This is a genomic window from Pseudomonas sp. Q1-7, from assembly GCF_028010285.1.
GTDB lineage: Bacteria > Pseudomonadota > Gammaproteobacteria > Pseudomonadales > Pseudomonadaceae > Metapseudomonas.
Window position 1 is genome coordinate 4,414,349 of the sequence record NZ_CP116304.1, and the last position, 13,558, is coordinate 4,427,906.

At 68.8% G+C, this 13,558-nt stretch carries 11 protein-coding genes; 5 read left to right on the forward strand and 6 right to left on the reverse strand.

The genetic code is table 11. The annotated features are described in order from the left end of the window. Nucleotides 1-116 precede the first annotated feature (116 nt). Together PJW05_RS20445 and PJW05_RS20450 are read left to right on the forward strand one after the other, a co-directional pair. Nucleotides 117-323 carry a hypothetical protein gene (locus PJW05_RS20445; protein WP_271408789.1) on the forward strand — a complete coding sequence of 69 codons (207 nt, stop codon included), beginning with the start codon at nucleotides 117-119 and terminating at the stop codon, nucleotides 321-323. Beyond that, complete coding sequence (locus PJW05_RS20450) at nucleotides 320-1,297, forward strand: alpha/beta fold hydrolase (RefSeq protein ID WP_271408790.1); 978 nt, start codon at nucleotides 320-322, stop codon at nucleotides 1,295-1,297. The genes PJW05_RS20445 and PJW05_RS20450 overlap by 4 nt, the downstream gene beginning before the upstream one ends. Nucleotides 1,298-1,419: 122 nt before the next feature. Here PJW05_RS20450 and rmuC read toward each other — a convergent pair whose 3' ends face one another. Further along, nucleotides 1,420-2,784, reverse strand: coding sequence for a DNA recombination protein RmuC (gene rmuC / locus PJW05_RS20455; RefSeq protein WP_271412274.1), 1,365 nt, complete (start codon nucleotides 2,782-2,784; stop codon nucleotides 1,420-1,422). Between the two features lie 166 nt (nucleotides 2,785-2,950). Continuing rightward, nucleotides 2,951-3,361: a tetratricopeptide repeat protein gene (locus tag PJW05_RS20460; RefSeq protein WP_271412275.1), complete on the reverse strand. Its 411-nt coding sequence runs from the start codon at nucleotides 3,359-3,361 to the stop codon at nucleotides 2,951-2,953. Between the two features lie 580 nt (nucleotides 3,362-3,941). Between PJW05_RS20460 and PJW05_RS20465 the strand changes: the two genes are divergently transcribed. The 3 genes from PJW05_RS20465 to PJW05_RS20475 all read left to right on the forward strand — a co-directional run bounded on the left by PJW05_RS20465 (nucleotide 3,942) and on the right by PJW05_RS20475 (nucleotide 5,162). Next, nucleotides 3,942-4,424: a GreA/GreB family elongation factor gene (locus PJW05_RS20465; RefSeq protein ID WP_271408791.1), complete on the forward strand. Its 483-nt coding sequence runs from the start codon at nucleotides 3,942-3,944 to the stop codon at nucleotides 4,422-4,424. Nucleotides 4,425-4,452: 28 nt separating this feature from the next. Beyond that, nucleotides 4,453-4,860 (forward strand): hypothetical protein, encoded by a 408-nt coding sequence (locus PJW05_RS20470; protein WP_271408792.1) that lies wholly within the window; start codon nucleotides 4,453-4,455, stop codon nucleotides 4,858-4,860. Between the two features lie 125 nt (nucleotides 4,861-4,985). Next, nucleotides 4,986-5,162: a hypothetical protein gene (locus PJW05_RS20475; protein ID WP_271408793.1), complete on the forward strand. Its 177-nt coding sequence runs from the start codon at nucleotides 4,986-4,988 to the stop codon at nucleotides 5,160-5,162. Between the two features lie 218 nt (nucleotides 5,163-5,380). Here PJW05_RS20475 and PJW05_RS20480 read toward each other — a convergent pair whose 3' ends face one another. From PJW05_RS20480 to PJW05_RS20495, 4 genes are all read right to left on the reverse strand, one after another. After that, complete coding sequence (locus PJW05_RS20480) at nucleotides 5,381-8,464, reverse strand: error-prone DNA polymerase (RefSeq protein ID WP_271408794.1); 3,084 nt, start codon at nucleotides 8,462-8,464, stop codon at nucleotides 5,381-5,383. Next, nucleotides 8,461-9,882, reverse strand: coding sequence for a Y-family DNA polymerase (locus PJW05_RS20485; protein WP_271408795.1), 1,422 nt, complete (start codon nucleotides 9,880-9,882; stop codon nucleotides 8,461-8,463). The genes PJW05_RS20480 and PJW05_RS20485 overlap by 4 nt, the downstream gene beginning before the upstream one ends. Nucleotides 9,883-9,889: 7 nt before the next feature. Then, nucleotides 9,890-10,504, reverse strand: coding sequence for a translesion DNA synthesis-associated protein ImuA (imuA, locus tag PJW05_RS20490; RefSeq protein WP_271408796.1), 615 nt, complete (start codon nucleotides 10,502-10,504; stop codon nucleotides 9,890-9,892). Nucleotides 10,505-10,687: 183 nt separating this feature from the next. Further along, nucleotides 10,688-13,525, reverse strand: coding sequence for an AMP-binding protein (locus tag PJW05_RS20495; RefSeq protein ID WP_271408797.1), 2,838 nt, complete (start codon nucleotides 13,523-13,525; stop codon nucleotides 10,688-10,690). Nucleotides 13,526-13,558: the final 33 nt, after the last annotated feature.

Here is a 13,558-nt window from a genome sequence, read left to right on the forward strand (position 1 = left end):
TAACGCGGTAACAGCCACGCCGGCAGCAGCGCCCGGGCTCTGGCCAGGGCGGGATTTCCTGTCCGAGAATGATCGTGACATCGATTGATGTCACAGTCCCGACACCGGAGAGCCCCATGCCCGTCCCTGCCCTCAACGCCGAAGACCTGTCCGCGTTCCACCTCGTGCAGCAACGAGCCTGTCACCGCGCCCAAACCATCGTCGGCGAACTCGGGCCCGGCATCCGTGAACAGGAAACCGCCGCCCGGATGACAGCCTGGCGGCAGGATCACGGCGTGCGCCGCTGGCAGGTCCGCCAATCGGACAGGCAGGCGGCAGCATGATCGCGTCCGTGCAACGGGAGCCGCAGCGCCTGGCGGTGAAAGGCGATGGCGTGGAACTGGCGGCCTATCGCTGGGGCGACGCCGCCGGCCCGACACTGCTGCTGGTACATGGCTACCCGGACAGCCACGAGGTCTGGCTGCCGCTGATCCGTGAACTGGCGGCCGACTACCAGATCATCGCCTACGACGTGCGCGGCGCCGGCGCCTCGGATATTCCACGCAAGACGCAGGCCTACCGTCTGGAGAAACTGGCCAATGACCTGGAGGCGGTGATCAGGGCCGTCAGTCCCGAGCGCCCGGTACACCTGGTGGCCCACGACTGGGGTTCGATCCAGTCCTGGGAGGCGGTGACCGAACCGCGCATCCAGCCGCTGCTGGCCTCCTTCACCACGGTATCCGGGCCCTGCCTCGACCACATCGGCCACTGGATGCGCACCCGTTTGAAGACGAAGCGCCCGCGCGCCCTGGGGCAGGTGATCGGTCAGTTGCTCAGCTCCTGGTACATCGCCTTCTTCCATACCCCGCTGCTGCCGGAACTGGCTTGGCGCTTCGGGCTCGCCCGCGCCTGGCCAAGCCTGCTGCGGCGCCTGGAAGGCGTGCGCGATCCGCGACCCAATCCCACCCGGGCATCCGACGGTTGCCATGGGGTGAAGCTCTACCGCGCCAACTTCATCACCAGCCTGCTCCGGCCGCGCCAGCGCCCGACCCAGGTGCCGGTGCAACTGATAGTCCCCACCCGCGACCGCTTCGTGAAACCGCAGCTGTTCCAGCAACTCGACCAGTGGGTGCCGCGCCTGTGGCGCCGCGAAGTGGCGGCCGGGCACTGGCAACTGCTGGCCGAACCGGACCGACTGGCGGCCTGGATACGGGAGTTCGTCGAACACCTGGAAGACGGCGGGGCCAGCCGCGCCGAAGACCGGGAACACCTGCCGGGCGCGCAGTCATTCGCGGTGCAGGACGCCGCCCTGCCGTAGGCTGGCGCCGAGGAACGAGGCCCAACGCTGCCGACCCGATGGTTGGGTTTCGCTGCGCTCTACCGCAACCTACGCCGGTCCGGTGCAACGCCTGGTGGCCCCCTTCGCCGTGAAGACGGCCCTCAGCTCTCCACGTGCTCATCCAGCAGCGGCATCCCCGCCGCGCGCTCCAGCAGGTCGTTGGGCAGGCTCTTGCTGGCGCGGGCGCCGAGGAGTTTGAGGTTTTCCACCCGGCCGATCAGGTTGCCACGCCCTTCCACCAGCTTGTTGCGGGCATTGGCATAGGCCTTGTCCAACTGCTGCAGACGGCTGCCCATCTCGTCCAGGTCCTGGACGAAGGCGACGAACTTGTCGTACAGCGCCCCGGCGCGCTCGGCGATCTCGCGGGCGTTCTGGCTCTGCCGCTCCTGGCGCCAGAGGCTGTCGATCACCCGCAGGGTGGCCAGCAGGGTGGTCGGACTGACGATCACGATGTGCTGCTCGAAAGCCTCCTGGAACAGGTCGGGATCAGCCTGCAAGGCCGCGGCGAAGGCGGCCTCGATGGGCACGAAGAGCAACACGAAATCCAGGCTGTGCAGCCCTTCCAGGCGCTGGTAATCCTTCACCGAAAGCCCCTTGAGGTGGCTGCGCAGGGACAGTACATGCTGTTTCAGCGCCTGGCTGCGGGCGGCTTCGTCGTCAGCGGCGATCAGTGCCTGGTAGGCGGTGAGGCTGACCTTGGCGTCCACCACCACCTGCTTGTCCCCCGGCAGCCGGATCAGCACGTCGGGCTGGAAACGCTCGCCCTCGGCGCTCTTCAAGCTCACCTGGGTCTGGTATTCGCGGCCTTTTTCCAGGCCGGCGTGCTCCAGCACCCGCTCCAGCACCAGCTCACCCCAGTTGCCCTGGGTCTTCTGCCCTTTCAGGGCGCGAGTGAGGTTGGTGGCTTCGTCGCCGAGGCGCTGGTTGAGTTGCTGCAGGCGCTCCAGCTCCTTGCCCAGGGAGAATCGTTCGCGCGCTTCCTGTTGATAGCTTTCCTCCACCCGCTTCTCGAACGCCTGGATGCGTTCCTTGAGCGGGTCGAGCAATTGGCCGAGACGCTGCTGGCTGGTTTCGGCGAAACGCTGTTCGCGCTCGTCGAAGATCTTTCCGGCCAGTTCGGCGAACTGCGCGCGCAGGTCGTCACGGGCGGCCTGCAGGTCGCCGAGGCGCTGTTCATGGGCTTCGCGCTGCTCGCGCAGCTCGGCTTCCAGGCCGGCACGCTCGGTGTCCAGGCGGCGCAGCTCGACGTCCTTGCGCTCGCGCTCCTGGTTCCACGCCTGCAAGGCTTCGCGGGCACTCTCGCGTTCGACGCCGAGCAACTCGGCCTCGCGGCGCAGGGCGGCGAGTTCAGCCTGCTGGGCGGCGTTGAGCTGGCCGAGCTCGCGGTTTTCCTCGCGGCTGTCGTCCAGTTGCACGGCCAGGCCGTCCTGGGCCAACTGGGCATTGGCCAGACGCTCTTCGAGCAAGGTCCGTTCGGTTTGCAGAAGGCTGAGCTTGCGCTGCTGTTGCCAGGCGAACCCCAGCAGGGGCACCGCGGCGGCGAGCAGGCCGATCAACAGGTTGGGGATATCTAGGGGCATGAGCGGCTCCGCGCTGGAATGCCGGGAGTATACCCAGCGGCGCGCGGCGCGATCAGGATTGCAGCGGCAGGCGGCCGAGCAGGCGTCGGGCTTCGTGGGAACCCTGGGCGGCGGCCAGCTCCAGCCAATGGCGGGCCTGCTCCGGTGCGTTGATGCGTGGCTGGCTGCACAGGCGCCCCAGCTCCAGCTGCGCGCGACGGTCACCGGCGCGGGCGGCCTGACGCAGCATGTCCAGGCCGATGCGGCGGTCTCGCGGATTGCCGCAGTCGCGGCAGAGCATCTGCCCCAGGCGGCTCTGCGCCACCACCACGCCATCGCGTGCCGGTTGCTTGAGCAGCTTGCCGGCGAAGCGCTTCACGCTGGCGGCCTGGCCCAGGCGCGGGCTGTCCAGCAGCCAGAGGGCCACTCGGGTGGGCAGGGTTTGCGGGGTGGAAACCGAATCGGCGGGAACGCGGTATTTCATGAAACAGAGGCAGGTGGCCGGAAAGGCGCGCAACTCTACTCCTTTTTCCTGACAGGTAAAGTCTTGCAATTGCCGCGGGGCGCGATCTAGAGCAAGTGCTCGGGACAAATCCACAGAAGCTGTGGATAACTCTGTGAAGAAGATGCTCGAAACGTCACCAAGTGCTTATGGGTCGTGGCCTTCAGTCAAACTGGCGATTTTTTCGCCAATTATAAAACTCTTTATTTTTCATGTACTTATGAAGCAACCACGAAGAATCAAGGCCTTACGGTGGATTTCGACAGTCTTTGCCGAAGGCGCTCCGCTACTGTGCACAACTTGCAACTGTCAATACCTCATCCGCCCCGTTGCGGGGCATTTTTCCCCGGAATGCCGCTGGAACCTGTGTTGCACGGGCGTTCCAGGCGGCGACGAATGGCACGAAAAAGACCCTCCAGAGGGCCTCGGGCAAATGGTACGGACGTCCATCTGCGCCAACGCTGTGCACAGATTCATCGTCATCTTGTACGGACTCCGTTTCCCGCCGCCGCCCTCGGGCCCTTAGAATGCCTCGCCTGCCCCCGCCCGACAGCCTCCGCCCATGGACAAATCCCGCATCCACCGCCTGATCCTCGACACCCTCGCCGCCGACCTCGATCTGTTGCAGCGCGCGGCACAGACCGCCTACGAGGCGGCGACCCATGAGGAAAACATCGCCGAGAACAAGTACGACACCCTCGGCCTGGAGGCTTCCTACCTCGCCACCGGCCAGGCCCGCCGTGCCGCCGAGATCAGGCAGGCGCTGGCTCTTTTCCAGAGCCTCGTCCTGCGCCCGTTCGACCCGGCGCGGGGCATCCAGCTCGGCGCCCTGGTGCGGCTGGCCGCCGAGGACGGCAGCGAACAGCGGCTGTTCCTGGGCCCCGAGGCCGCCGGCCTGAAGGTGATGGAAGCCGGCGAGGAAATCACGGTGATCAGCCCCCGTTCGCCCTTGGGCCAGGCCCTGCTGGGCAAGCCCGAGGGGGCCGAGGTGACCCTGGTCATCGGCAATGGCCAACAGACCTTCGAGGTGCTGGAGGTACACTGAAGCTGCCGTCCACCGCTTCGGAGGCACCATGGCTCGCCCACGCCGCATCCTGCGCATCAGCTTCAACCCACTGGCCCTGACCCTCAGCGTCGCCCTGGGGGTGTGGCTCGGTTTCATCGCCATCGGCCTGACCGGCTTCCTCGGCTACCGGCTGTACATGGCCGACAACGCGGCCCCGGTGGCCCAGGTGTTCATCCCAGCGCCCGCGCCGCCCCGGCAGGCCCCCGCACCGACACCGCCGCCGAGCGTCGGCGAGGAACGCCTGCAGCAGTACGAGGACACCTACAACGCCGCCCAGCGCGCCGATAACGAACGCCTGGAACGGCTGGAGGAACAGCGCCGGCTGAGCGACGCCAAATGTCAGTTCTGGACCGAGCAGTACCGCAACGCACCGACCGAGAAGGCCAAGCGCAACATGGACCAGGAGTGCCGCTGAGCGGCACTCCGTCCGATTCCCGCCGACCACCCGACCAAAGGCGGCGGCCTTCAAGGGACCGTCATACGGAGACGGCTAGACTGAAACCGTGCGCCCTTCCACTTTGGCGCCAGAGGCGGTTCGCAATGGGTCCCGAAATTTTCATAGCCCTGATGGTCATGGGCTGGCTGCTGGCAGCGGTCGCGCTGCTGTGGGCCATGCTCAGGATCTCTCACCACCATCACCATCATCACCACCACGGCCGGCCTTCGCCGCCGCACTCCTCCCGCACCTTCCGGCGCCACAAGGCGACGTCGCACTGAGCGCTCGTGCGCTCGACCGGGAGTGAATTTCCACAGGCTGGCACATCCTGGTCGGATTAAATCCGCGAGCGGTGGGTGGACGTGCGGCGGGGGTGAGGGGCGCGTCAGGCCGGCGCGGAAGCCCCCGTACTAAAGGCTTCCATTCCGCACGGCAACAGCCGACTCAGCCACAGCCAATGTTTTCGCCTCACTAAGAACCTGCGGCGATCTACGCCGATCTAGTGGAAATCGCGGCTCTTCACATCGAGTCCGGACAGCAACGGCGTGAGGTCGTGCAGGCGACGGGCGATCAGGTGACGCACGCCGTCGACCGACTCCAGCCGGCCATCCACCTGCAGCAGTCGCGAGCCCACCAGCACGCGGCGCTGACGTTCCGCCAGGTCGTGCCAGACCACCACGTTGACCATGCCGTGTTCGTCTTCCAGGGTGACGAAAATCACTCCGCTGGCGGTTTGTGGGCGCTGTCGCCCCACCACTAGGCCGGCGACGCTGACCTGCCGGCCGTGCTCCACCGCCGGCAAGTCCCGCGAGCTGCGGCAGCGCCGCCGGCTCAGGGCGCCACGCAGCAGGGCGATGGGGTGCGGCCCGAGGGTCGTGCCCAGGGTGGCGTAGTCGGTAAGCAGGTCTTCCCCCACACTGGGCAGCGGCAGGGACACCTGCGCTTCTTCCGCTTCAGGCAGGCCATCGAAGAGCGGTGCCTGCGTCTCGACGCCCGCCACCGCCCAGCGTGCCCGATGCCGGTGTCCGGCCAGGCCGCGCAGGGCGCCGGAGTCGGCCAGACGCTCGCAGGCCCGGGCGTCCAGCCGGGCGCGCCGACTGAGGTCGCCGACGCTGGTGAAGGGCGCCGTCTGGCGAACCGCTTCGATGCGCCGGGCATCCTCCTCACGGAAGCCGCGCACCATCCGCAGCCCCAGGCGAATGACCGGATCGCCGCCCTGCCCCGGCGCCTCCAGGGAGCAGTCCCAGTCCGAATGGCGCACATCCACCGGACGGACCCCGATGCCGTGGCGGCGGGCATCCTGCAGCACCTGGTCGGGGCTGTAGAAGCCCATGGGCCAACTGTTGACCAGGGCACAGGCGAAGGCCGCCGGTTCATGGCATTTCAGCCAACTGCTGGCGTAGGTGAGCAGGGCGAAACTGGCCGCATGGGACTCGGGGAAGCCATAGCTGCCAAAGCCCTTGATCTGCTCGAAGATCCGTTCGATGAAGGCCTGTTGATACCCCTTGGCGAGCATGCGCGAGGTCAGCCGCTGGCGGTGGTGCTCCAGGCCGCCGTGACGCTTCCAGGCGGCCATGTTGCGGCGCAGTTCGTCGGCTTCGCCGGGCGTGTAGTCGGCGGCGACCATGGCCAGTTGCATCACCTGCTCCTGGAACAGGGGGACGCCCAGGGTGCGCTCGAACACGGGACGCAGCTCCCCGGACGGATACTCCACCTTTTCCAGCCCGTTGCGCCGCCGCAGGTAGGGATGGACCATGTCGCCCTGGATAGGCCCCGGCCGGACGATGGCGACCTGTATCACCAGGTCGTAGAACGTCTCGGGCTTGAGGCGCGGCAGCATGGACATCTGCGCCCGCGACTCGATCTGGAACACGCCGATGGTGTCGGCGCGGCTGATCATCGCGTAGGTGGCCGGGTCGTCCTGGGGCAGGGTCGCCAGGGTCCAGCGGGTGCCGCGATAACGCTCGATCAGGGCGAAGCAGCGGCGCAACGCGCTGAGCATCCCCAGGGCCAGCACGTCCACCTTGAGCAGGCCCACCAGGTCGAGGTCGTCCTTGTCCCACTGGATCACGGTGCGCTCGGCCATGCTCGCGTTTTCCACCGGCACCAGGCTGTCCAGCGGTGCCTCGGAAATCACGAAGCCGCCGGGGTGCTGGGACAGGTGGCGGGGAAAGCCGATCAGTTCGCCGGTCAGCGCCAGCACCCGGCGCAGCACCGGGCTGTCCGGGTCGAATCCCGCTTCCCGCAGGCGTTCCGCCGAGGGGGCCGTGTCGCTCCAGCCACCACAGCAATCGGCCAGGGCGTTGACCTGGTCGGGCGGCAGGCCGAGGGCCTTGGCCACATCGCGGATCGCCCCGGCGCCGTGGTAGGTGCTGACCACCGCGGTGAGCGCCGCCCGGTGCCGGCCGTAGCGACGAAAGACGTACTGGATCACCTCCTCGCGGCGTTCGTGCTCGAAGTCGACGTCGATGTCCGGCGGCTCGTTGCGCTCCCGGGACATGAAGCGTTCGAAGAGGAATTCGGCGCCGCCCTGGCAGGGGTCCAGCTCGGTGATGCCCAGCGCGAAGCACACCACCGAGTTGGCCGCCGAGCCACGTCCCTGGCAGAGGATGTCCTGGCTGCGGGCGTATTCGACGATGTCGGCCACGGTGAGGAAGTAACTCTCGTAGCCCAGCTCGGCGATCAGCGCCAGCTCCTTCTCCACCAGCATCCGCGCCTTTTCCGGCACCACGCCGGGCCAGCGCCGCCGCAGCCCCCGCTCGCTCAAGGCTCGCAGCCAGGTGGTCGGGCCGTAGCCATCCGGCACCAGCTCGCGGGGGTACTGGTAGCTCAATTCCCCCAACTGAAAGGTGCAGCGCCGGGCGATGCGCACCGACTCGGCCAGCAGCGCCGCCGGATAGAGAGCGGCCAGCCGCTCGCGCCGACGCAGGTGGCGCTCGCCGTTGGCAAAGAGCCGATGCCCGGCCTCGGCCACCGTGCAGTGGTGGCGCACGGCGGTCATGCAGTCCTGCAGGGCGCGGCGGCCACGGGCGTGCATATGCACATCCCCCGCCGCCACGGCAGGAACGCCGCAGCGTTCGGCCAGGGCCAGCAGACGCCCCAGGCGACCGGTATCGTCCGGGCCCTGGTGCAGCTCCACCGCCAGCCACAGCCGCTCGGGGAAGCACTGGCGCAGCCAGCGGCCTTCGCGGTCGTCGCCTTCATCGTCGGGCACCCAGAGGGCCAGCAGGCCGTCGCCGGGTTCGGCCAGGTCGTCCCGCAGCAGCCGATACTCGCCTTTCTTCGCCCGCCGCCGGGCTGCGCTCACCAGGCGGCAGAGGCGCTGGTAGCCGGCCAGGTTCTCCACCAGCAGCACCAGCCGTGGCCCACCCTCGACACGCATTTCGCTGCCGATCACCAGGGGCAACCCGGTTTGCCTGGAGGCCTGCCAGGCGCGGACGATACCGGCCAGGGTGCATTCGTCAGTGATCGCCAGGGCCTCGTAGCCATGTTGCCGAGCACGCCCGAACAGCTCGCTGGCACTGGAGGCGCCACGCTGGAAGCTGAAGTTGGACAGGCAGTGCAGTTCGGCGTAGGCGCTCATGCGAACCAGCCGTGCAGCAGCAGCGGCCCCTCCCCCTCCCCGCCCACCTCGCGGAAGGCCCAGCCACGCTGGCCGGCACGGGTCTCCACCCGGTAGTAGTCGCGACGCACATCACCGCCGTCCCACCAGCCGGACTCGATGCGCTCGGGGCCGGCAAGGATGCGCACACTGCCCACCCGCAGCGGCACCGGCTCCCGCAGCAACCAGCCGGGGCGGGGCGGACCGGGCGGGAGCGGCGTCTGCGGGCCGTCCGCATCCAGTTGCCAGGCACATTCGGGGCGGTGGTCGGCACGGGCGGCCAGGCGATGCACAGACTCATCCCCCAGCCGCGCCCGCAGGCGTTCGCGCAGTTGTTCCCAGGGCAGGGATTGCTGTGGGCGCTCGTCGAACAGCTCGCGGCGCTCCGGCACGAAGGCCGGCAGGTCCCGCGCCTGCAGGCGAAAGGCCCGCACCGGCGCCGGCACCTGCACGTGCTCCAGGCGGCCGCGGGCCAGTTCGAAGAGCATGGCCGCCTCGCGCTCGGCGCTGAGCAGGCCCACCGGCACCGGGGTATCGGCCTGGGTGCGGTGCTCCAGGTAGAGGGTGAAACGCTGCACGCCGCTGTCGCGGCCGGCGAGGAAGGCAGCCAGGTCAGCGGTGAGGCGGCGCAAGGGGAAAAGCAGCGCCTGGTGGGACTCCACGTCGAAATTCAGCTCGATGCGCACATCGAACTCGTCCGGTGGCCGGTAGCACTCCAGGGCCAGGTGACGCTCGCCAAGCAGTGTGTCCAGGTGCCGCAGTACCTCGGCGGGAAAGCGCCGGACCAGGGTTTCCCGTGGCAGCGCCACGACCTGGGCCAGGTCACGCAGCCCCATGCGCATGAAGGCAGTGGCGACATCGCGCGCCAGGCCGGCGCGCTCCACCGGCATCCGCCCCAGGGCTTCGCGCAGTTCATCCTGGCTCGTCACCACCAGACCGTCGCCGGCATTGGCCAGAACCCGCGCCGCCGCCGGGTTGGGCGCGACGACGATGCGATGGCGAAACCCCAGGGCCGCCAGTTCCCGCCGCAGACGCGCCTCGAAGCGCGGCCAGGGGCCGAACAGGGAAAGGCTCGACGCCACCTCCAGCAGCAGGCAGCGCGGGTAGTGCAGGCTGACCTGGGAGCTGAAGCCGTAGGCCCAGGCGGCGAGCAATTGCTCCCAGCGCGCGATGGCGGCGGGGTCGTATTCCACCAGGCGGAAAGCGCGGGTCAGGGCATGGGCGGCGGTCAGCGACTGGCCGGGGCGTAGCCCCAGTTCCCTGGCCGCCGGGTTGAGGGCGCGCAGCACCCGGCGCTGCGCGGTGCCGGTGACCAGCGCCAGGGGCGCCTCGGGATCGGGATGGCCGCGCAGCACGCCATCCAGCGCCAATTGCGGCAGCAATATGCAGGCCCAACGCATGCGGGCGTCACCGGGCCAGGGCGATGGGCGCCGCCGGTGGCAGGCCGCCCCGGCACTTGAGCACCCGCAACTGCGCCGGCTGGCCTTCGACGGCGATGCGCAGGGCCGCCGGCGAAGGGTTGAGAGCCGCCTCCAGCGGGCGAAAGGCGAAGGCCAGGGTCTGGCCGGTTTCGGCGGCCACCTGCAAACGGCGCAGGGCACGGTCGTCGGCCTGCTGCGGCCAGCACAGCACCGCACCGCAGCTGCCGGAGCGCAGGCACTGCTCGGCGGCCCAGAGGGCGTCGCGGCCACTGGCCTCCACCAGCGCCAGCCAGCGCAGGTCCACGCCGGCCGCCTGCCAGGCCTGTGGATAAGGAATATGCGGCGGCGCCACCAGCACCACCCGTTCGGCACTGGCGGTCAGCCGCGCCAGGGTGGGCCAGAGCAGACCCAGCTCGCCCAGCCCCGCCGCCGGCACGAGGATTTCGCTGAGGGCGGCCTCCGGCCAGCCAGCGCCGGGAAGGACCCTGTCCAGGGCGGCGAGCCCCGTGGGCTGGTCGCGGCCGGCCGGCTTCGCGCCGGGCTGGCCTTTCCACACCCGCCGCTCGTTGAACAGGGACTCGAGGGCAACGACAGCGCCCATCAGCGCGGCCCATTGCCGGAAGAGAAAAACGGCAGCCCCGGGGAAGGGCTGCCGAAAGGGCCAGGAACAATCACCAAGGCCATTGGGGGAAATCCTACGAATACTGTATTTATATACAGTAAATCGTGCAGACTTCCCTACGTCAATCCGGGAAGACGGAAGGCAGGTTTCCGGAAAGCGCCGTCAGCTCCAGCTCAGCGTGCGCTCCGACTCATCCAGGCGTTCCAGCAGCGCGGCCCGGGTCGCCTCCCGCAGCCTGACCGACTCCGGCCAGCCCGGCCCCTCCGCCAGCAAAGGCGTGCATACGCTGACATGGATCGCCCCACGGAGCGGGAACCACTGGCCGTCGCGCAGCACGGTGCGCGTGCCGCGGATGGCCACCGGCAGCAAGGGCACGGCGGCATTCGCGGCCAGCACGAAGGCGCCCATGTGGAAGGAACGCAAACCCGGCTCACGGGTAAAGGTGCCCTCCGGGAAGAACAGCAACGACTGGCCAGCCCGCAGCGCCGACTCCAGTGCTGCGCTGTCCGCCACGCTGCGCTGCAGGTCGAAGCGCTCGACGAAGAAGGCCCCGAGCTTGCGCAGGAACAGGCTGGGAATCCACTGGCTCGCCAGTTCGCGCTTGGCGATGAAACCGAACCGTGGCGGCAGTGCGGCACAGAGGATGACGCCATCGAGATAGCTCGCATGGTTGGCCGCCAGCACGCAGGCCCCGTTCTCCGGCAGGTGCTCCAGCCCTTCGACACTGAACGGCACCCCGGCCATGCGGATGAACAGTCGCGCCGCCCAATGGACGAAGGCGCGGCAGCCGTTCCGGTGCGGCAGGATCGCCACGCCCAGCCAGATCAGCGGCGTGACCAGCCAGAACAGCAGCCAGACATAGACGGCATAGGCCAAGGTACGCCCCCCCTGCCAGCCACGGCCGAGATGCCCGCGCGCGGCCTGCAGCAGCAAGCGCAACACCTGGCGCCATGGCGCCAGGCGTGGCTGCCCTGCTTCACCGCGCTCGTACAGCTCGCGGCAGGCGGCCCGGCGAATCTTGCCGCTCGAGGTCTTCAGCACGCTCTGGGGCGGGACCAGGACGACCTCGTCGGGGGGCACGCCGACAAGGTCCACCACCCTGCGGTTGATCTCCAGCCGCAGGCGTTGCAGCGCCTCCTTGTCCTTCACCGGGGACTCCGCCATCACCACCAGGCGGTCGGTTCCGGTGGCCGGGTCACGACTGCCGAACACCGCGACACACCCCTTGCGCAGACCGCCCAGGTTGCCGACCGCCGCTTCGACGTCGTAGGGATAGATATTGCGCCCGGCCCGGATGATCAGGTCCTTCGCGCGGCCGGTGAGAAACACCTCGCCATCGGCCATGTAGGCAAGGTCGAGCGAGTCCATCCAGCCATCGCGCAGGACCCGGTCGGTTTCCTCCGGGGCCCGGTAGTAACCCGTGGTGGTCGACGGCCCGCTGAATTGCAGGTGGCCTTCCCGGCGTTCGGGAAGCTCGACGCGACGGTCGTCGACAATGCGAATCTGGTGGCCCGGCAGGGGGCGGCCGCACGCGACGAAGCTCAGCGTGGCGTCGTCTTCCGACGCGGGCGCGAGCGCCTCGCCGCGTAGCTGGAACGCCTCGCGCTGCACCCGATCGATCAGGGGCCCTCGGCCCAGGGGCGGGAAGGACACGCCCAGGGTGCCCTCGGCCAGGCCATAGACCGGCGTCAGTGCGCCGGGCGCCAGGCCGTAGCGCGCAAAACGCGCGGCAAAGCGCTCCAGGGTAGTCGGATTGATCGGTTCGGCACCGTTGAGGGCCAGGCGCCAGCAGCTCAGGTCCAGGCCCTCGAGCTCGCTTTCCGTGAGCTTGTTCAGGCACAGCTCATAGGCGAAGTTGGGCGCCGCCGACAGGGTGCCGCGATAACGGTCGATGGCCCACAGCCAGCGCGCCGGCCTGGACAGAAAGGCCAGGGGCGACATCAGCACCAGGTTGAATCCGTAGTAGAGGCTGCCCAGCCAGGCACCTATCAGGCCCATGTCGTGGTACATCGGCAGCCAGCTGACGAACAGGTCGTCCGGCCCCACCCGCAGCGCGCGCCCCATGGCACGCAGGTTGGCCAGCAGGCTGGCGTGGCTCACCATCACGCCCTTGGGCTGGCCGGTGCTGCCCGAGGTGTACTGCAGGAAGGCAATGGCGTCAGGCTGCCGCGCCGGGCTCACATACTCGCGCGCTTCGTCGCCCAGTTCGGCAACGCTGGCGATGCGCGCCAGGCTCGGGACCAGGGGGCGGAGCAGCCGGGCCAGCAGCTTCGCCTCGTCGACGGTGACCAGCATCCTGGCCTCGGCATTGCGCAGGATGCCGGCCTGGCGCTGCAGGTGGTCCTCGATCTGCGACAGACGCAGCGGCGGATAGATGGGGACCGGGATGCCGCCGGCCAGCAGGATGCCAAAGAAGCCCAGGAGAAAATCACGCCCGGTCGGCAGCATCAGCGCCACGGTCTGCCCCGCCAGCAGGCCGCCACGCTGCAGACCGGCCGCGACCGCCAGGGCATCCCGCTGCAGGTCGCCGTAACTGATGTCCTCCAGTTGTTCGTCGTCCCCCAGCAGGCGCACGTGGGTTTGCCGGGGATGCTGGCGCACATGCCAGTCCAGCACCTCGACCAGGGTAAGCGCGCTGTCCGGTGTCTGCCGCTCGCCCGTGGCGGGCGCGGAGAGGGGGCTGGAAAAGGACGGAGGTAGCGGCCCGGGGAGCCCACGGCGTTGCAGCACCTGCAGCACATCGGCGGGGGTGTTCGCCGAGGCGAACAACTCCTGCGGCAGACGAACGCCGAACTCCTGCTCGATGCGCGACCAGAGTTCGACCCGGGTCAGGCTGTCCACTCCAAGGTCGCGGTCCAGCACGCTGTGCAAGCTAACCCGCACACCTTCTGCAGCCTGCGGGCGCAACTCGGCCACGGTGCGCTGGACGATCTCCAGCAGCTTTTCCGCGGCCCCGTCACAGGCGGCAACGCTGCCGGTTTCCGCAGGTCGGCGAGACATAAGGCGGCCCTCATGGCTAAAGGATTTCGCCTC